Source organism: Tenacibaculum profundicola, from assembly GCF_057220795.1.
Genome location: NZ_CM170137.1, coordinates 3997952 through 4018064 on the forward strand (window position 1 = coordinate 3997952; position 20113 = coordinate 4018064).

Genomic DNA, 20113 nt, shown 5'->3' on the forward strand with positions numbered 1-20113 from the left:
AGAGATGAAAGTAAAAATAACGGTAATACCTGGCGATGGGATCGGTTCAGAAGTAACAGCTCAAGCCAAAAAAGCATTGAATGCTATTGCAGATGTTTTTGATCATACTTTTTTATATGAAGAAGCACTAATGGGAGCGTGCGCTATTGATAAAACAGGAGACCCATTACCAGACGAAACCATTGAATTATGTAAAAAAGCAGATGCGGTGTTATTTGGTGCAATTGGCGATCCTAAATATGACAATGACCCAAGCGCCAAAGTGCGTCCCGAGCAGGGATTATTACGTTTGCGAAAAGAACTCGGATTGTTTTGCAATATAAGACCTGTGAAAGCATATGATAAGTTACTTCAAAATTCACCGTTAAAAGAAGATAGAATCGAGGGCACAGATATCAGTATTTTTAGAGAACTTACCGGAGGAATTTATTTTGGAATAAAAGAACTTAGCGATGATGGAAAAATTGCGTTTGATGGGTGTTCTTATTCTGTTGAAGAAATAGAAAGAATTGCGCATTTGGCTTTTCAATCAGCTCAGAATAGACGAAAGAAATTAACGTTAATTGATAAAGCCAATGTATTGGAAACGTCTAGGTTGTGGAGGAAAACAGTGACTGCCATGGCAGGTCAATATCCAGATGTTGCGTTGGATTTTTTATTTGTCGACAATGCAGCGATGCAGTTGATTTTAAATCCAAAACAATTTGATGTGATTTTAACCGAAAATTTGTTTGGAGACATTATATCGGATGAAGCAAGTGTAATTGGAGGGTCAATTGGTTTGTTAGCATCTGCTTCTGTAGGTAAAGAAAATGCCTTGTTTGAACCTATACACGGTTCTTTTCCACAAGCAAAAGGCAAAGATATTGCCAATCCTTTAGCGTCAATTTTATCCGCAGCAATGCTACTGGAGCATCTAGGCTTACAGGATGAAGCAGACGCTATTGATAGCGCTGTACAAAAATCACTAGAGCTTGGAATTACAACTGAAGATATCAATTCTGAAAAACCATTTTCTACAAGTAAGGTGGGTGATTTTATCGCTGATTATATTCAAAATCAAGAAGACAGTGATATTAATTTTCAAAATATTCATATGGGACAAAGTACTATTATATAATTATCTCATTACATTAATTATATCAATGACCCTAAACTTCTTTGCACACAGGAGTTTAAGGGTCGTTTTTATGGTGCCTATTGCGTTAAAGAGAGAATTGATCCATAATTGTTATACTCAGGTATGTCCATAACTTGAAATTACAATAGGTATAATACCATTTGAATTTACCGTAGTAAAACGTCCTTTTTTCCTTTTCTATTTTATAAAAAAAAACACTCATTTTCTTTTACAGTAAATTCAAACAATAACTGGTATAAAACACAAGTACAACTGCAAGGAAATGATTCAGTATTCTTACCTAAGAATCGATATAAAATGTATAGGGAAGTTTATTTTTGAATGTATATGCTCTTTTTTAAACACCAATACGGGTACTTATACTGTTCTTTTTACGAAAAAAAATGGTAAATAGCAAACGCTGGCTAGTTGGTTTTTCTCAGTTTTTTAACTTAAATATTAAATTATTGTTATTTTTTTAGGATATCCTTTATGTAAGATGTAGGTTTACAGTGATTTAAAACCCATTCTAAATAATTAAACTAATATTATGAAAAAATCGAAATTTGCCCTAATTCTGGGCTTGTCGGTAGGTGTGCTATTCACATCATGTTCAAATGACAATGAACAAACTAACGAATCTAATACACCAGATGTACAAACTTCTTTAACAAAACCTATTCCTAAGCATATTGTTGAAGCGGCAGTGAAGTTGGATCTGAACATAGATCACATTCGTTATGATAACTTTTATTTTCCTGATGGAACTTCTGAAGAACGCTTATTCTTTGAGGAAGATATTGTAATGACAGAGAAAGAGTTAATTACATTGGCAACCTTAAAAGAAGATGCTGGAAATGGAGATATTGCTGGGCGTCAGTACGCTACCAACAGTTTAGTGTCACAAGGTAGAAATATTTCTATTATTGGATATACTGGAGGTGGTGGTTATGGTCTTTCTAGTAAAGAACAAACAGCTTTACAGTGGGCCGTGAATAATTACAATCGACTAAGTAGTGTATCGATTAGTTTTACATTAACTTTTGGAACAAGTTACCAAAGTAAAGATATGGTAGTTTACCATAATCCTACTTCTTCAGGAGCTGGTGGAAGTGCTGGTTTTCCTAGCGGTGGACTTCCTTACAAGTGGGTTCAAATCTACGGGTTATCAGGGTATGATACAAACGTTAATGAGCATGTAATTACACATGAAATTGGACATTCAGTTGGTTTTAGACATACAGATTGGTTTAGTCGCCAAAGTTGTGGACAAAACTCCAATGAAGGGGATGCTGGAGTAGGAGCAAATCATGTTTCAGGTACTCCAACGGGTTATGATTCTACGTCTATTATGTTGGCTTGTTTTAGCTCTAGTGAAGATGGGGAGTTCAATGCTAATGATATTACAGCGTTACAAACTTTATATTAAGGTTCTCAACCAATAGAGTACAAACCACCGATACTTCGGTGGTTTTTTTATTGGTTTTGTGTATCGGTTGTTACGGATGAGGTTATACGATATCTGATGTTAATTTTCCGACCATAATTGTTTAGGGTAAACAGCCGAGATATAATTGGCGCACAAGCATTACTTCAAGGAAATGATCGTGTATTACCATTTACCATTTTCTTTTACAGTAGATTCAAACAATAACTAGTATAACTTTCCCTGAGAATCGTTACAATAGAATTTCTTTTGCATATTCGTGTTAAATGAAAAACCTAAGTACATGATACATATAATTATACAAGGCTAACATAATTGTAGGTTCTCCGATACCTTAAAAGCGGAAAAGTTCTAGGACATAATTGTGGCAAGTAAATTATAATAAGCGTTTATAAACGTTTATAAACGTTTATAAAACGGTTATTTGTAAACATATTATTATCTTTTAACATGATATATTCTTTGGGATTATACTCATGTTTATTTCATATAGAAGTATAAATACTGGGGAAATCAATGAAATTTTAGTAATCAGATGTTAAACTTAAAACTAGATATACAATCAACCCTAAAAACACTTTTAATCTCAGCCCTATTTACTTATATTTGAAAGGTAGATATGCGCAATTGTGCATATACACTAGTTGAGCCGCATGCAAGAAACTTTAGGCTGTACTAATAAATTAGGATTACGAATAAGTGAAAAATAAAAAGAAGCCAAAGATACATAGAGATAAAAATGGTCGTGAATTTATAAAGGAAGCATACTTTGTCGGAGGGAAAATGAAATATCACAGGATTTATGTAATTGAAGGCATTCCATCGGATGAGTTTTATAAGAAAAATGCGACTGATTTTGATTTTTATTTGAATGGAGACTATCATTTAATGAGTAGTGAAAAAGATTCTAATGATAAATGCAATGAGCAAAATATCGAAGAACTTGATTCTCTTGAAAATACCGATTTAGATGATTTACCTTTTTGAAATTTAAACTTAATTAGGTTCGTGATTGAATAGATATAAAACAATGATTACAACAAAAAAAGTAAAGCTTACAGCGAAAGAATATTTTAGTATCTTGATTACAAGATATGTAAAGCGTAGGTGGTGGTTGATTGCTTGGATTTGGGGTTTAGCAATTATTATGTGGTTAATGGGCGATTATGGTGAATTTGAATACTTTTTCACAGGTATGGCGATAGTTTATCCCATTCTATTAGTTTGGCAATTTTGGCGTTACGCTAATTCCAAAGACAATAAATTATTTCTACTTGAAAGGCACTATGAAATAGAAAAGGGGAAAATTAATGGTGTAATTGATGATGATACTAGTTCTCCAATAAAGATTGAACATTTTATTAAAGTCGATTTGATTAAGAATACTTATTTGCTGTTTATTGCAAAGAATCAATTCATCTATATCCCGATTGATTCATTTCAATCAGAAAATGATTTGAATTGGTTTAAAAATGAAATACTAACACAGATAAAGAAATAAAGCACGACGGCACAACAAAAAATATAGTGCATTTGGCAGAAAGTACTAAATTTGGAGTGAGGTAAAAATAAATAAACATAGTGGAAACTTGAAAGTTTAGGGCGTTGAAAAGCCAAACGCACCATATTCAAACCGTTGTAAATAATTTCAAAAACTGCAAATATTTATGAAAAAGTATTTTCTAATCCTCCTATTAGCTTTTTCTTTCTTTAGTTGTAAGAAAGATTTGAATGGTCATTGGCACTCTAAAGGTTTAGAAAATTATGAATATAGGTTAGATATAGAGAATGACAGTCTTTGTTTCATGATATCATCTCTTAATTCAGAGCCTAGTAATGGAAAACATTTTGGAAATGAAAAGAAAATAGAAATTTACGCACAAGCATGTGGAATTTATGATTTTTACTATGAAATTAAGAATGGCAATGTATACATTAAAAATTCTCTTGGCAAAAAAATTAAACTAGAAAGAAAACAAAATTGCGATAAAATAAGTGATTACAAAACTGAACTTAAAATCGACTTTTTAAAAATTAAAAACATAAAAAAAGATTCTGTTTATAATTTTAGACACAATTTAAATGAATATATAAATATTGGGTTTTCTAAAGAAAATAAAACTCTTTTGATTGAATCATGGAAATTAGAGGGGTTACAAACTCTAAAATCTTTTGATTCTTTGACTTATAAATTTGAGGAATATTATACGAAAGAAGAAATACCTTTTGTAAATTATATAATAACTCCTGATAAAAAAATGAAAGCTAGAGATTTAAATAAAATTTTAAAATCATTAAGTAAAAATAAAAGTAAAAATATTTACATAAGAACATTGAAAAATAGATTTTTTAGTACAGATAGGAATATTTTTGACTATGTGAATATTAATTTTAAAAAAAATAGATTTGATTTTGACTCTAATAAAAGACTTGATGAAATCATAAACTGATAAAACTATTTACAACACCACCTAAACTGCATTAAAACGCAGCTTAGCCAAAACGTTAGCCACAATAATGAAAAAACTACTTCACATAATACTTGGATTATTCATTACAGGATGTTCTAAACAACCAAAAGTTTTGACGGAAAGTCAATACACAAAAAAGTACATCAAGGTTATGGAAAAGAAGTATCCTAATGTAAACTATGAAATAGTTGAACCATTAGTGCTCAAAGCGACTTACGGAGAAAACGGAGAAGTAACTCATTATTTAGACAACTCATATCGCGAATATAAACTTGACCTAAAAGAAATAGATGAAGTCATTGAAAGATATTCTAATGCTTCGTGCGATGTTTATAACAAAAGCAAAGAAATAAACGTCAATCGAATTGTTCCAATCATTAAACCGAGTGATTATTTTGAACAATTAAAAACACTTGGAAATTCAGTTCAAGATTATAAAATACCAGAATTAATTTGGGAGCCATACAACAAGGACTTGATTATAGTTTACGCAGAGGACAGAGAAGAAAGCATCCATTATTTTAACCACGAGGAATTTGAAAAACTTGAAATTTCAAAGGATACCCTTTTGGAATTTTCAGTTAATAACCTAAACAATGTATTACCGAAAATTGAGAAAATTGGAGAGAATGGAAATTTCGGACTGATTGCAGGTGGAGATTATGAAGTTAGTTTAATGTTAATGACTGACATTTGGACTAAAGAGAACTTTGATGTGAACGGAGAAATTGTAATCGCAATTCCAAATCGAGATTTAGTCTTCATTACAGGTTCAAATGATAAAGAAGCTATTGAAAAACTTAAAGAAACTATCAAAGAGAGTTTTGAAACTGGGAATCATTCAATTTCAACCAGTCTTTATAAATGGAATGATACAAAGTTTGAAAAAATATAAAATTACAGTGGCTAACAATGGGTATAGTTTATTGTTGCTGAAGTTCTTTTTTGGATAAATAACCGTTGAACCAAAGTCTAGATTTTATTTGCTAAATTAGGGCCAAAACACCACAACAAACCATACCCCAACCGTTGTGCTTAATAAAAATGAAACAAATCAAATACTTCATATTATCAGTAGTCACCTTATTTACGATTGGTTGTAATTCAAATCGACCAAATGAACAAAGAAGCGATAAAGAGGAAGAACTTATTGAGGCAATGCTTTACCATCATGGTTTTAAGGTGAGTGCAATAATAGAAGAGCTGAAAACCAATGAGCAAATTGACAAGCTGATAAAAACGGAAAGAGTTGCATCTAATACTAATAAGTGGACCCCTTTATGTTTTGCATCTTTTATTGGTAATAGAAAAGCTGTTTTAGAATTGATCGAGAATGGTGCAGATTTAAATTTTAAAGATGCTAATGGACAATCACCTATTATTCTTGCAAGTATTGCTGGTAATACTGAAGAAATTAGGGTGCTTCTTAAACATGGTGCTGATATAAATGATACGGACATAAATGGCTCAACACCTATAATTCACGCATCGGCTAATGGAAATATTGAAACTGTTGAATTTTTAGTTGAATCTGGTTGTATAGTAAAACCTAAAAAAGGACAATCAGCTTTAGATTTTGCCGTTTTTCATCAACAAGAAGAAGTAATCGACTATTTAAGAGAATTTGATAAAGAAAACTAAGCACAACACTATGTAAAAATGCATTAAAACGCATTTTACATTAACCGTTAGTGTGCCACGAAGTTGTGTAAATCCAGTGGGTGTAAATCCCACCAGAGTAATTGGCTGTTCACTCTGAAGGAATCTAGACAGTTAGACTCGTGAGGGTTTTGCTGAAGCTCTAGAGGACAAATAATCAAGCCGTAATGTGTAATACGTGAACCCATAGTAGCTTCGATAGGTGTACTCGCAATTTGGGGAGAGTTTTGACGGTCTTCGAACCCTGTCACTTCCATAGGATAAACAGTCGCGAGACTATGGAAGAGTTGCCGGAGTCATAGGGATGGCGTGATTATAGATGGATTTATACGGAACGTGGGAGGTCTCTTATAATAAGCATTGGCAAGGCAAAACATGCTGGTATAAGTATTACGAAATCCAGCAATGGTTATAAGAGAAGTCGGAGGAGCTCATAGTACCGATAATTATAGGGACAACATAACCCTATTTAGGAAAGGGGCTCTACTTTAGAGAAGCTTATATGAAAAACAGAACGACCTATATTGATGAAAATCTATTAGTAAGTCCATCGCAATGCGATGAGAAAGTTCGTGTTTTTCAAAGGAAGCTATACATTACAGCCAAGAGAGATAGCAGTTTTGTAGCACATAGTTTGTATGATAAAATATGTTTAGACTATTTTCTAATCACTGCATTCTATCGAGTTAAACAAAACTACACAAAAGGAATGGGAGTAGATGGTGTTAGTATTGCTAGTATCGAGCAATCAGGTCTACAGACTTACTTAACAAACTTACAAAATGAATTAAGGGAGAAACGGTACCGAAGCAATTTAATTAAACGAGTTTTGATACCAAAAGAAGAGAAAGGATCTTTTCGGTCATTAGGAATACCTACCATAAAAGATAGGATAGTTCAAATGGCAGTAAAAATGGCCATAGAACCGCTATGGGAAACTGAATTTATAGCTACGTCTTATGGGTTCAGGCCCAAGCGAAGTGCCAAAGACGCAATAAAGCAGGTAAAGACAAATATCTACGAAGGGTATCAATTTGTACTGGATGCAGATTTATCGAAGTACTTTGATAGTATCCCTCATGACCGCCTGTTTATTTGCTTAAAGCGAAAGATTTCAGATACTTCGATACTTGGATTAATTCACCAATGGGTAAGAGCTCCTATTCAATTAGAAACAAAGGAGTTATTAAAGAGTAAACAAGGAAGCCCACAAGGAGGGGTAATCTCTCCACTACTATCAAACATCTACTTGCATGAATTAGACAAAATAGTAACAAATCCAAAAGGTAAATTTGCCCACTCACAAATTCGTATAGTACGTTTTGCAGATGATTTTCTTCTAATGGGGAAATGGTATTTCAGTAAAGATATACTAAGTTATCTAGGTAAAATAGTATCGAATATGGGATTAAGATTAAACCCGAATAAAACCAAGTTATTACATACGAGCAAGAGCAGTCTCTACTTTCTAGGATTTGAAATTAGGAGTATACGCTCGAAATTTAGTTGGAACAAAAAGAAGTATACCAATATTCGTCCTAGTAATAAGTCACGGAGTAAACTATTCCGAAAGCTTCGGGATACATTATATAAACGACGGCATTGGACTATACCCTGGATTGTATGGAAACTAAATAAGGTAATTCTAGGTTGGTTGAATTATTACTCAATAAGTAAAACGACCCATATTTGGGAAACGATCAAGGTTATAAAGAAACAATTGGATTACCAACTGTTTAAATGGATGAAAAGAAAAGGTCGAAAAGCACATCGGAAGCTTCGCCAGCGTCCCTATGAGACATTAGTAAGATTGTATAATCTTCTAGACATAGAAAAGTATGCTCGCTTAAAGACACTCTCGAAAGCGGAATGAAGAACTCTATTCGGTAAGCCGTATGAGGGAAAACTTCATGTACGGTTTGATGAAGGGGGCACTGATAGCTATTTTGTTTTTGTATATTTGGTAAAACAAGTAATACAAAAATATAGAGATAGCTATCAGGCTCTACTCTACGAGCAAATAGTAAAAAATGTTAGCAATACACTGGACGCCAGTAAAAAATACTAAAAGGATAAAAAAAAACGGAATCCGTAAAAATAAAAACGGATTATATTGTTTCCCTTTAACAGGTAATCATTATGTAGACAAATTTTGGGTTGACATATTTAATTCTTCAGACAAAAAAGAATATAATGGCTTTATTTTTAGACTTCAAGAATCTGATATGCCAGCGTATTTTGGTGATTGGATTGGAGCTACTAACATAGACAAATTTGAAAAGGATATAACAGATTTGAAAACGCTAAAAGCGGAATTCAAAAATGTTTTTTTATGTAAACTTGGTCAATTCATAGCTAACTCAAGGGAAGACTATTTCAATTTAACTTATACAGATTTAATCAAGATTGGAGAAAACGAAGTAAACAAAAAAACTGTTAATTTAAGTAAAAGATTGACTGATATTGAATTTGTAAATTTAGCAATGGAGCATTTACAAATAGTAATTTCCAATTCCATAAAACCTAAAAGGATAATTAAAATAATTGGGCAAGGAGATAAAATTGGACGCGTAAAAAAAGAAAAGATTAAAGATAAAATAAGTTTACGCGAAATGAAAAATGACTTGCTCTAACACTATATATAGCAAATTGGGCGATTAGTTTTTAACCCAAAGGTTGCTGTCTATTTGCAAAGTCTCCAAATCTTTTGATTTGGTATTAAATAAGAGAAATTAAAACAAAAGAAAAAGATTTGGCTTGTGGCTAAACCAAGAATAATTACTTGTTTTCTACCCAACTTGCCATATATTTAACGTTGGTGTGCCACGAAGTTGTGTAAATCCAGTGGGTGTAAATCCCACCAGAGTAATTGGCTGTTCACTCTGAAGGAATCTAGACAGTTAGACTCGTGAGGGTTTTGCTGAAGCTCTAGAGGACAAATAATCAAGCCGTAATGTGTAATACGTGAACCCATAGTAGCTTCGATAGGTGTACTCGCAATTTGGGGAGAGTTTTGACGGTCTTCGAACCCTGTCACTTCCATAGGATAAACAGTCGCGAGACTATGGAAGAGTTGCCGGAGTCATAGGGATGGCGTGATTATAGATGGATTTATACGGAACGTGGGAGGTCTCTTATAATAAGCATTGGCAAGGCAAAACATGCTGGTATAAGTATTACGAAATCCAGCAATGGTTATAAGAGAAGTCGGAGGAGCTCATAGTACCGATAATTATAGGGACAACATAACCCTATTTAGGAAAGGGGCTCTACTTTAGAGAAGCTTATATGAAAAACAGAACGACCTATATTGATGAAAATCTATTAGTAAGTCCATCGCAATGCGATGAGAAAGTTCGTGTTTTTCAAAGGAAGCTATACATTACAGCCAAGAGAGATAGCAGTTTTGTAGCACATAGTTTGTATGATAAAATATGTTTAGACTATTTTCTAATCACTGCATTCTATCGAGTTAAACAAAACTACACAAAAGGAATGGGAGTAGATGGTGTTAGTATTGCTAGTATCGAGCAATCAGGTCTACAGACTTACTTAACAAACTTACAAAATGAATTAAGGGAGAAACGGTACCGAAGCAATTTAATTAAACGAGTTTTGATACCAAAAGAAGAGAAAGGATCTTTTCGGTCATTAGGAATACCTACCATAAAAGATAGGATAGTTCAAATGGCAGTAAAAATGGCCATAGAACCGCTATGGGAAACTGAATTTATAGCTACGTCTTATGGGTTCAGGCCCAAGCGAAGTGCCAAAGACGCAATAAAGCAGGTAAAGACAAATATCTACGAAGGGTATCAATTTGTACTGGATGCAGATTTATCGAAGTACTTTGATAGTATCCCTCATGACCGCCTGTTTATTTGCTTAAAGCGAAAGATTTCAGATACTTCGATACTTGGATTAATTCACCAATGGGTAAGAGCTCCTATTCAATTAGAAACAAAGGAGTTATTAAAGAGTAAACAAGGAAGCCCACAAGGAGGGGTAATCTCTCCACTACTATCAAACATCTACTTGCATGAATTAGACAAAATAGTAACAAATCCAAAAGGTAAATTTGCCCACTCACAAATTCGTATAGTACGTTTTGCAGATGATTTTCTTCTAATGGGGAAATGGTATTTCAGTAAAGATATACTAAGTTATCTAGGTAAAATAGTATCGAATATGGGATTAAGATTAAACCCGAATAAAACCAAGTTATTACATACGAGCAAGAGCAGTCTCTACTTTCTAGGATTTGAAATTAGGAGTATACGCTCGAAATTTAGTTGGAACAAAAAGAAGTATACCAATATTCGTCCTAGTAATAAGTCACGGAGTAAACTATTCCGAAAGCTTCGGGATACATTATATAAACGACGGCATTGGACTATACCCTGGATTGTATGGAAACTAAATAAGGTAATTCTAGGTTGGTTGAATTATTACTCAATAAGTAAAACGACCCATATTTGGGAAACGATCAAGGTTATAAAGAAACAATTGGATTACCAACTGTTTAAATGGATGAAAAGAAAAGGTCGAAAAGCACATCGGAAGCTTCGCCAGCGTCCCTATGAGACATTAGTAAGATTGTATAATCTTCTAGACATAGAAAAGTATGCTCGCTTAAAGACACTCTCGAAAGCGGAATGAAGAACTCTATTCGGTAAGCCGTATGAGGGAAAACTTCATGTACGGTTTGATGAAGGGGGCACTGATAGCTATTTTGTTTTTGTATATTTGGTAAAACAAGTAATACAAAAATATAGAGATAGCTATCAGGCTCTACTCTACTGTGTAATGAAAAAAAACGAAATTGAAAGATTTAAAAAAGATTTTAGAACTAATATCTAAAGACAATAATTGTCAAATATTCAAACCTAATTCGGAATTAATAATTGACAGAAAAATACCCGATGATTTAGAATTATTCTTTAAACTGACTAACGGAGTTAGTTTATTTGAAAATGAATCTTTTGGTATTAAAATAATAGGAAAAGAAGAATTTATATCCACCAATGAATATCTATACCCAAAAGATGATGTGATATGGGAAGAACTTGATGGAGACATCACGAATGAATGGTTTTTAATTGGAAAAAGTGAATGGTCGTCTCAATATATCAGCATTGACTTAACGGATAAAAAAAGAGGAAATTGTTATGACAGTTTTCTTGACATTCACGGTGAACAAGGAATGTCCGATATTGTTGCTCTCAATTTTACAGAACTATTGTGGAAATTATATAATTCAAAAGGGAAAGGAGATTCTTGGTATTGGATTGAGGATAAATTTGAAAAAATTGGAGATGCATTTGATGAATAAACACTACACACAATAACTAAGCATATGGCGTGCCGATAGGCTAACGCTATATGCCCTGTTGACTGATCCGTTAACAGTAAGGGGTAAAATGATAATTTTGTATTATTTTAGTAAGTGAAGATTCGTTATTTTCTAAGAGAAGTTTAGCTGTTTTTATGTGTCTTAGTTTATAATTTGTTACTTTTTCTTTCTGATTGTAAAATTCATAGCTTAATCTGCTTGTTTATTTGGTTTTTTCTTAAGTATAGGCATTAATTGTCTAGGACACTTTTTAGTGTCATTTTTTAAGTCATATATTTTTGAATTTTCTGATTAGCCAACTGTTTATAATTTTTAGGAGGCCCTCTAGAGCCAAAAGTTAGCAATGTAATTAAGCTTGCTTTTTTACAACTCGGGCAACATCTGTGTACACTTTTCTCAGTAGGGATAAATAGGTCAATAGTATCTAGCTCTTTATCTGCTAATAGCAATTGTAATCTTGGTAACTTTACTTTTTTTCAACTACTACTTAAAATTCCATAATGTCTAATTCTGGTAAATCCTTTGGGTAGAATATGCAATTGAAACCGTCGAATAAACTCTTTAATCTTTAAAGTTAGGATGGTTTTTTGTCCATTTTTACGATAGTCTTTGATACGAAAAGTCACTGTTTTATCTTCTTTATTAATAGCTATTATTCGGTGATTACTAATGGCTATTTTATGAGTATATCTCCCTAAATATTCTATTACATTTTCTGGTTTTCCAAAGGGAGGCTTTGCATAAACACCCCATTTATTTTTAAACAAATCATCATATAATGATTGGTCTACATCTGGAATTACTTTTCGTAGTTTAGCCACAAAGACACCTCTAAAATAAGTAAAACGACCCATATTTGGGAAACGATCAAGGTTATAAAGAAACAATTGGATTACCAACTGTTTAAATGGATGAAAAGAAAAGGTCGAAAAGCACATCGGAAGCTTCGCCAGCGTCCCTATGAGACATTAGTTAGATTGTATAATCTTCTAGACATAGAAAAGTATGCTCGCTTAAAGACACTCTCGAAAGCGGAATGAAGAACTCTATTCGGTAAGCCGTATGAGGGAAAACTTCATGTACGGTTTGATGAAGGGGGCACTGATAGCTATTTTGTTTTTGTATATTTGGTAAAACAAGTAATACAAAAATATAGAGATAGCTATCAGGCTCTACTCTACTACAATATTCGAGACTCTTAAAACAAAAGACGTGTTTGAACCTATAAATATTAATACGAAAGAAAACATCATAGATTTATCTATGGGAATTTACGATGTATATGTAATTGGAGGCTGGTATGTTGATTTAGGAAAATTCAACTTTTATTTGAGTAAAGAAAATGTTGAAAATAAAAAGATCAGACCAAAAGAAGTTATGCTAAAATATCAATCTTATTTTAGAAAAAAGAGAACAAAAAAGATCTTTTCTTTTACCATTAACAAAGGTGGTAAATATAAAATTGAATTTGAAAAGCAAAACACTTTAGTTATAAAAAAACGAAGCCTTTTTGCAGGGTATTTTTTTGGAAAGAAAATCGACTTTAAAGAAATTGAAATTATTATTGAACGGAAATAGTGGAATGAAATAACATTGTATAATAACTAAGCATATGGCGTGCCGATAGGCTAACGCTATATGTCCTGTTGACTGATCCGTTAACAGTAAGGGGTAAAACGATAATTTTGTATTATTTTAGTAATTGAAGATTCGTTATTTTCTAAGAGAAGTTTAGCTATTTTTATGTGTCTTAGTTTATAATTTGTTACTTTTTAAGAAACAATTGGATTACCAACTGTTTAAATGGATGAAAAGAAAAGGTCGAAAAGCACATCGGAAGCTTCGCCAGCGTCCCTATGAGACATTAGTTAGATTGTATAATCTTCTAGACATAGAAAAGTATGCTCGCTTAAAGACACTCTCGAAAGCGGAATGAAGAACTCTATTCGGTAAGCCGTATGAGGGAAAACTTCATGTACGGTTTGATGAAGGGGGCACTGATAGCTATTTTGTTTTTGTATATTAGGTAAAACAAGTAATAAAAAAAAATATAGAGATAGCTATCAGGCGCTACTCTACTACACCATTTGAGAAAGATGAAAAGTTTAGTTTGTATTTTAATAATCATAACATTTTTTGTTGCAATAGAAAATCTGGAGAATTGGAATTATGTGGTTTAGGAGTTCTTAAACCTTATTATGTAACAGGACTAGATTATGAAGGTGGAATTTTTGCAATAAAGGAAAAATATCAGAAAGAATATATTACCGTAAAAAAAGGTAAAAACTCTGGAATTATAAAGATTAGATTTGATGTTAATTGTAAAGAGGAAACAGGAAATTTTGAACATGAAACTTATAATCTAAAGTAAAAAAACTATAGTTATCCGTCCAATAGACGCTTAATTTTTTAGTTTAAAAAATTAAGAAATTAGAAACCGCTTAAAATTACATTTATCACTGGTAGCCATTGTTTTCAAAGGATAAAAGTTTTATCCAACCATTTAAATACTTACATTTTAAAGCGAAATATGTGCAATTGCGTATATTCACTAGTTGTATGTGATTAAACCAAACATAAAGGTCGAGAAACGGACTGACCATCCAAAATCAGGAATGTGAAATCTGAAACCGAAATAAAAAAAAGTAAACCGAGCTACGAGAATCGAAAGAGTAGAAAATAATTTTTAACGCTATACAATTAAACCAAATACTATGAATAATAGAATCAAGAATTCTTCTAACATTTATATTGAGCTTTACATTAATTTTATTTAAAGCTTGTACAAGTGAAGAAAATTCACATATTGAAGAAAGCCTTGTAGCAATTAAATAAATAGGAAGTGAAAAATATAAAATACATATTCTTACTTTTTTTAAGTATCAGCTACGATCAAACACAAGCTCAGGAGATTTTTATTGGCATTTGGGAATATCAACAAGGAAATGAAATTTTCAGAGCCTTTCTTTAAGAAAACGAAGAAAAATAACATCTTAGTAAAACATTAATATTAGGTCATTATGAAAAAGCTATCAAGGAGTAAAAATGAATGAGGCAACTGAATTTAGTGTTCCATCTGATATTATTATAACAAAAGTTGGAATAAAGAAATTAATTAAAATATTGTACAAACGGAGTTTACTGGCTTCAGTCGCTGCGCAAGTGCCAGTGGATTCGACTACTTCCAACAAGAGTGCGACGTGCGAACTGTTCAAGTAAACCAATCGAACTTTTAAACTTTGTTGCTTAAAAAAAATTAGTAAGTTTAAAAATTAACTGACGGTTATACGAAACCATTCGCGACAATTTGAACGATAATACCAAACGCTAACGGACGGCTTAAACCAAATCGATGTACAGTTCAATAAAGCCGTCCGATCATTATATTTCATTTTAGGGTCTATCTGAGAGTTTTTAGAATCTAGTGCATCAAATAAGGCGATTGGATTGACTCAAGTAAACCGAAGCCCCTAGGTCATTTTGGTATAGGGCAGCCATAAGTATCTTTCTTTTTTTATGGGGCGCCTACAAGCTTTTTATGTACCAGAAAACCCGTAACTCAAGTGCTAAAAAGCATTTTGCTTAACTAAGGCTTTGACCATCCTTCTCACAATTCGCTTAGCAAGTTGATCGGGCTTCGTATCTGGGCTGCCATTTGTCGCCCTTCCTTCAACCACAGCAACAGGGGCACTAAAGCCATCTTTTTTGGAAAAAATAGTTAAACGCAAACTCATTTCTGTAATGAAATTAACGTTTTTTGTTGTACTCACTGAGCCAGATGCAGAGCTAGAATTTCCTTTGTATGTTCCGGTCCATCCATTGTTAGTTGAAGAGCTAGATCTTTCTCTTTTATTGTTTACCGAAGCATACGCATTGGAGGTGGTTCTGCTCATCGTTGCCTCTGAAGAATCAATAACATCAACTGAGATTAAGGTTTGGATATTATTTTTATCAAGTGTACTTGTAAAAGTATCTTCAGATATTTCAGTGCCTGGAAAAAAAAGAGAATTGTAAGATTTTATATTTGCTCCAGCCTCAGAGAAGTATTCCAGAGTTTTACTCATCAATTTTGCCTTTGCCTCATCAAATGAAATGAGGGTAGCCCCCTCTATTGAGTGGTAGAGGTCGCCGTATTTATAGATTTTGTTACCAATTTTTTCTTGGGCCATCACAAACGAAGGCAATACTAGTAGTAATAATAGTAGACGTTTCATAGAGTATGATTTACAAATTAAATTATTTAAAACCCGCAATTTTTTAAATAAATTTTGGGTTGTCAAAAATACCAAAATTCAGCTAAATACCGAAAAAAATAAATACTGACATCAATATGAAAACAATTGGTTTGCAGGTAGTATCATTCTAAATAAAATAAAGAATAAAGCAAAAGTTAAATTGAATTTAAAGATAATGACTAAAGAAGAAATAAAGAAAATATTTGAAAATTAACGGTGTACAATAACTAAGCATATGCCGTACGGATAGGCTAACACTATATGTCTTGTTGACTGATCCGTTGACAGTAAGGGGTAAAACGATAAGTTGGTGCTGTTTTTGTAAGTGAATATTGGTTAGTTTCTAACGGTAGTTTTCGCGGAAGTCTCTTCAAACGAAATGATTATTTCAGCCTAAAATAAGCTTCGTAATGAGTTGTTTTATTGACTATTTATGTTATTTTATAACGAACTCACGTTGGTAGAAACATCCTTTAATTACCTTGTTAATTATCGAAAGCTGGAGGGAAAACTTCATGTACGGTTTGATGAAGGGGGCACTGATAGCTATTTTGTTTTTGTATATTTGGTAAAACAAGTAATACAAAAATATAGAGATAGCTATCAGGCGCTACTCTACGCAACTATTAAAATGAACTTTAGAAAATTCTTCGGACTTCAACCAAAAGATAAGAAGCCATATGAACATGCTGATGTGCTTCATATGTGGGAAGACGATTATCTAATGATTGAATTGCTTCCCAAAGAGAATTTGGAGTTCATTCAAAATGAAACTACGAGAATTGACGAATTTGGGCAGGAACATTTTGACGGAACTGGATTTACGGATATTACAGTTATTGGAGAAAAGCCAGTAAAGACAACCGACAAGCAAATTCCACAAAGTCAGGCAATCGAGATCTTTAGAGATTCTGGACTGGTGAAAATTGAAAAAGTTGTCATGCAAGATGTTGGACTCCTAGAAGGAGATAAAGCGCCATTAGGTTTTGGTTCAAACAAATTCGCTGTAATTCTTGAGGTTGAATCTGACATACTGAAAAATATATGGTTAACAGGTCATACAGAAACCGATTTAGAAAGACAGAATTTAAAACAAGGGCTAAGTGAATTTGGAAATCGATATGATTTCATAGGAGTTGATTGGTTTAAATCTGAATACTATGATTTGAATGACCAAAAACAGATTGAAGAATATATAAAAAACAGCTGCCAATAACTAAGCATATGGCGTGCCGATAGGCTAACGCTATATGGCCTGTTGACTGATCCGTTGACAGTAAGAGGTGAAACGATAAGTTGGTGCTGCTTTTGTATATTTGGTAAAACAAGTAATACAAAAATATAGAGATGGCTATCAGGCGCTACTCTACTATGATATTAATATAAAAATAGAATATGAGTAAATTTAAACTAGAAATAAAATGGGCATTTTTTTTCACTATAATGAGCCTTTTATGGATGCTTTCAGAACGTCTATTAGGCCTTCATGATGAACATATTGAAAAACATGCAATTTATACCAACTTTATTGCGATTCCATCAATACTCATATATGTCTTTGCGTTTCTTGATAAACGACAAAATTATTACAATGGAACTCTGACATATAAACAGGGATTCATATGTGGGCTAATTATCACGTTTACCGTTACCCTTCTTGTCCCATTATCACAATATATTACATCAACAATTATAACACCCAACTATTTTTCGAATGTAATTAATTATGCTGTTGAAAATGAATTGATGTCTAAAGATGATGCTATGAATTTTTTTAATTTAAAAAACTATATAATTCAAGGACTTATTGGCGCACCAATTATGGGAGTCTTGACAACCGCAATTGTAGCAATATTTACAAGAAAAAAGATGGAATCTGATGTCAATTAAACACCTATACAATTAAGGATATGGCAGCCGATAGGTTAAGCCTATTTGCCTCGTTTACAGCAAGGGGTAAAATGATAAGTTGGTGCTGTTTTTGCACCTGAAGCTTCGTCAGTGTCCCTATGAGACATTAGTTAGATTATATAATCTTCTAGACATAGAAAAGTATGCTCGCTTAAAGACACTCTCGTAAGCAGCATGAAGAACTCTATTCGGTAAGCCGTATGAGGGAAAACTTCATGTACGGTTTGATGAAGGGGGGCTGATAGCTGTTTTGTTTTTTTGGTGAAACAAGGAATATAAAAATGTATAGATAGTCATCAGGCGCTACTCTACGGGTTAATTTAAAAACACGGTTCAACCTTAAATATCAACAATTCGGAAAAATAAAATTTTGAAATCATGAATATAACTTCAAATTTGGGTTAAAAAATAGACTTATCCAAAATGAATAAAACTTTTAGAATCTTAAAAAGAATAACAATATACACAATATCCATAGTTTTACTTCTTTCAATTACAGGTTATACGTATCTCTATGTACTTCCTAAAGGGCCAGAAATCACGAAAACTTTACCAATAAAGAAAGGAAAGGACTCCTTTGTTATTTATGCATACAAGCAAAGTAATAGGAAATCTATTAAAGTTTGGACTTATAAGCCAAATAATTGGAAAAATGAAGATAAAATTGTTTTCGTTATGCATGGAGGAGGCAGAAATGCGGGCGATTATCTTAATGCTTGGATTGAATTAGCCAACAAGAATAACTTGCTAATAGTAGCACCTGAATTCGAAAATAATTTTTCAAAGTACACCACCAACGATTATCAGGAAGGTAATTTATTTACTTTTTTCGGAACACAAAATCCGAAAGAGGAATGGGCATATACGGTAGTAGAAAACATATTTGACCATATCAAATCAATTAATAGTATTACGAATGAAAATTATGACATCTTTGGACATTCAGCCGGTGGACAATTTGTTCATAGAATGATAATGTTAATGCCGGAATCTAGAATCGGAACTGCTATTTCTGCTAATTCTGGCTTTTATAGTTTACCAAATGAGAACGTACAGTTTCCTTATGGATTGAAAAAAACAGAAATAAATTTAAACTCCGATATACAAAAAGCTTATAAAAAAAGGTTGATTATTCTTTTGGGAGAGTTAGATAATGACCAAAGTTTAGGAACTTTCAGAACAACTGATTTAGCAATGAAACAGGGAGCTCATAGATTAGAGCGTGGAACAAATTTTTATAAAAAAAACAAGAAATTAGCAGTTCAAAAAAACTGGAAATATAATTGGGAAGTGGACACAATCAGAAATGTAGGACATGACTATATAAAAATGTCTAAAAATGCAGTTATATGGATAAAAAACTAACCTTAATAACTAAGCATAATATAGCGACCCAATAGGCTAACGCTTTATGATTGTTGGGCACATAAGGAATAAAATATATAATTAAACGTAACGCAAAACACCTTTTTTAAGGTGGTTTTTTATGTTTAAGGTTTAAGTAAACGAATGATAAAATAATAGTTGATATGGCTTCTAAAAAAAAATAGAAGTAACCTCGAAATGTATGATAGAAGTTGCTGAGGATGATTGCCTAAGCAGTATTTATTTCAGCTCTGAGGAAATGGTAAAAGAGCGTTCAAAGAGGAGTTATGTCAAGTAGAATTATAAATTAATAGTTGTTTAAAATATAGAGATATGAAACGATACGCTAAAATATAAAAGGTGATTGCAATAGTTAACGCTTACCATAGCTTAGACGTTAGCGATTGCACTATTAACAAAGATGTAAGTGTATGTGAGGTGATGGAATATTGTGAAAGTGAACTTATGGGAGTTGAAAATATATATTTACTATCTGCGCAAATAGATGAACTTATTGAATACTTAAAACAGGAGGTGTTATAACCAAAGAAA

General features: G+C 32.7%; 20 protein-coding genes and 1 pseudogene. 19 read left to right on the forward strand and 2 right to left on the reverse strand.

Annotation, left to right across the window (positions count from 1 at the left end):
• The first annotated feature begins 4 nt into the window (after window positions 1–4).
• From leuB to AC2TDS_RS16420, 11 genes are all read left to right on the forward strand, one after another.
• Window positions 5–1120 (forward strand): 3-isopropylmalate dehydrogenase, encoded by a 1116-nt coding sequence (gene leuB / locus AC2TDS_RS16370; protein ID WP_484736649.1) that lies wholly within the window; start codon window positions 5–7, stop codon window positions 1118–1120.
• A 550-nt stretch (window positions 1121–1670) separates the two neighbouring features.
• Window positions 1671–2549 carry a M57 family metalloprotease gene (locus tag AC2TDS_RS16375; protein WP_484736650.1) on the forward strand — a complete coding sequence of 293 codons (879 nt, stop codon included), beginning with the start codon at window positions 1671–1673 and terminating at the stop codon, window positions 2547–2549.
• A gap of 801 nt (window positions 2550–3350) precedes the next feature.
• Complete coding sequence (locus tag AC2TDS_RS16380; RefSeq protein ID WP_484736651.1) at window positions 3351–3554, forward strand: hypothetical protein; 204 nt, start codon at window positions 3351–3353, stop codon at window positions 3552–3554.
• A 43-nt stretch (window positions 3555–3597) separates the two neighbouring features.
• The gene (locus tag AC2TDS_RS16385) at window positions 3598–4068 is read left to right on the forward strand and encodes a hypothetical protein (RefSeq protein ID WP_484736652.1); all 471 of its coding nucleotides are present in this window, start codon (window positions 3598–3600) and stop codon (window positions 4066–4068) included.
• Window positions 4069–4234: 166 nt separating this feature from the next.
• Window positions 4235–5017, forward strand: coding sequence for a hypothetical protein (locus AC2TDS_RS16390; RefSeq protein ID WP_484736653.1), 783 nt, complete (start codon window positions 4235–4237; stop codon window positions 5015–5017).
• A gap of 67 nt (window positions 5018–5084) precedes the next feature.
• A complete protein-coding gene (locus AC2TDS_RS16395; protein ID WP_484736654.1) occupies window positions 5085–5933 on the forward strand; it encodes a DUF1444 family protein in 849 nt (282 codons plus the stop codon).
• A 149-nt stretch (window positions 5934–6082) separates the two neighbouring features.
• The gene (locus AC2TDS_RS16400) at window positions 6083–6679 is read left to right on the forward strand and encodes an ankyrin repeat domain-containing protein (RefSeq protein WP_484736655.1); all 597 of its coding nucleotides are present in this window, start codon (window positions 6083–6085) and stop codon (window positions 6677–6679) included.
• A gap of 520 nt (window positions 6680–7199) precedes the next feature.
• Window positions 7200–8570: a group II intron reverse transcriptase/maturase gene (gene ltrA / locus AC2TDS_RS16405; RefSeq protein ID WP_484736656.1), complete on the forward strand. Its 1371-nt coding sequence runs from the start codon at window positions 7200–7202 to the stop codon at window positions 8568–8570.
• Window positions 8571–8727: 157 nt separating this feature from the next.
• On the forward strand, window positions 8728–9330 hold the full coding sequence (locus AC2TDS_RS16410; protein ID WP_484736657.1) for a hypothetical protein: 603 nt from the start codon (window positions 8728–8730) through the stop codon (window positions 9328–9330).
• 655 nt (window positions 9331–9985) lie between these two features.
• Window positions 9986–11356 (forward strand): group II intron reverse transcriptase/maturase, encoded by a 1371-nt coding sequence (gene ltrA / locus AC2TDS_RS16415; protein ID WP_484736656.1) that lies wholly within the window; start codon window positions 9986–9988, stop codon window positions 11354–11356.
• A gap of 163 nt (window positions 11357–11519) precedes the next feature.
• Entirely contained in the window at window positions 11520–12029 is a 510-nt protein-coding gene (locus AC2TDS_RS16420) for an SMI1/KNR4 family protein (RefSeq protein ID WP_484736658.1), read from the forward strand.
• A 284-nt stretch (window positions 12030–12313) separates the two neighbouring features.
• On the opposite strand, the pseudogene AC2TDS_RS16425 reads toward AC2TDS_RS16420, so the two are convergent.
• Window positions 12314–12886: pseudogene (locus AC2TDS_RS16425) on the reverse strand (IS91 family transposase); the annotation flags it as partial.
• A 75-nt stretch (window positions 12887–12961) separates the two neighbouring features.
• On the opposite strand from AC2TDS_RS16425, the gene AC2TDS_RS16430 reads away from it, so the two are divergent.
• The 4 genes from AC2TDS_RS16430 to AC2TDS_RS16445 all read left to right on the forward strand — a co-directional run bounded on the left by AC2TDS_RS16430 (window position 12962) and on the right by AC2TDS_RS16445 (window position 14421).
• Window positions 12962–13090 (forward strand): hypothetical protein, encoded by a 129-nt coding sequence (locus AC2TDS_RS16430; RefSeq protein WP_484736659.1) that lies wholly within the window; start codon window positions 12962–12964, stop codon window positions 13088–13090.
• Window positions 13091–13262: 172 nt separating this feature from the next.
• Window positions 13263–13628, forward strand: coding sequence for a hypothetical protein (locus AC2TDS_RS16435; protein WP_484736660.1), 366 nt, complete (start codon window positions 13263–13265; stop codon window positions 13626–13628).
• A gap of 229 nt (window positions 13629–13857) precedes the next feature.
• A complete protein-coding gene (locus AC2TDS_RS16440; RefSeq protein WP_484736659.1) occupies window positions 13858–13986 on the forward strand; it encodes a hypothetical protein in 129 nt (42 codons plus the stop codon).
• Window positions 13987–14211: 225 nt separating this feature from the next.
• Entirely contained in the window at window positions 14212–14421 is a 210-nt protein-coding gene (locus AC2TDS_RS16445; protein ID WP_484736661.1) for a hypothetical protein, read from the forward strand.
• A gap of 1195 nt (window positions 14422–15616) precedes the next feature.
• Here the strand turns inward: AC2TDS_RS16445 and AC2TDS_RS16450 are convergent.
• On the reverse strand, window positions 15617–16264 hold the full coding sequence (locus AC2TDS_RS16450) for a hypothetical protein (protein ID WP_484736662.1): 648 nt from the start codon (window positions 16262–16264) through the stop codon (window positions 15617–15619).
• Window positions 16265–16718: 454 nt separating this feature from the next.
• Between AC2TDS_RS16450 and AC2TDS_RS16455 the strand changes: the two genes are divergently transcribed.
• The 4 genes from AC2TDS_RS16455 (at window position 16719) to AC2TDS_RS16470 (ending at window position 20104) form a co-directional block, all read left to right on the forward strand.
• Window positions 16719–17501 carry a hypothetical protein gene (locus AC2TDS_RS16455; RefSeq protein WP_484736663.1) on the forward strand — a complete coding sequence of 261 codons (783 nt, stop codon included), beginning with the start codon at window positions 16719–16721 and terminating at the stop codon, window positions 17499–17501.
• 179 nt (window positions 17502–17680) lie between these two features.
• On the forward strand, window positions 17681–18175 hold the full coding sequence (locus tag AC2TDS_RS16460; RefSeq protein WP_484736664.1) for a DUF4199 domain-containing protein: 495 nt from the start codon (window positions 17681–17683) through the stop codon (window positions 18173–18175).
• A 444-nt stretch (window positions 18176–18619) separates the two neighbouring features.
• Window positions 18620–19561 (forward strand): alpha/beta hydrolase family protein, encoded by a 942-nt coding sequence (locus AC2TDS_RS16465; RefSeq protein WP_484736665.1) that lies wholly within the window; start codon window positions 18620–18622, stop codon window positions 19559–19561.
• Window positions 19562–19921: 360 nt separating this feature from the next.
• The gene (locus AC2TDS_RS16470) at window positions 19922–20104 is read left to right on the forward strand and encodes a hypothetical protein (RefSeq protein ID WP_484736666.1); all 183 of its coding nucleotides are present in this window, start codon (window positions 19922–19924) and stop codon (window positions 20102–20104) included.
• Window positions 20105–20113: the final 9 nt, after the last annotated feature.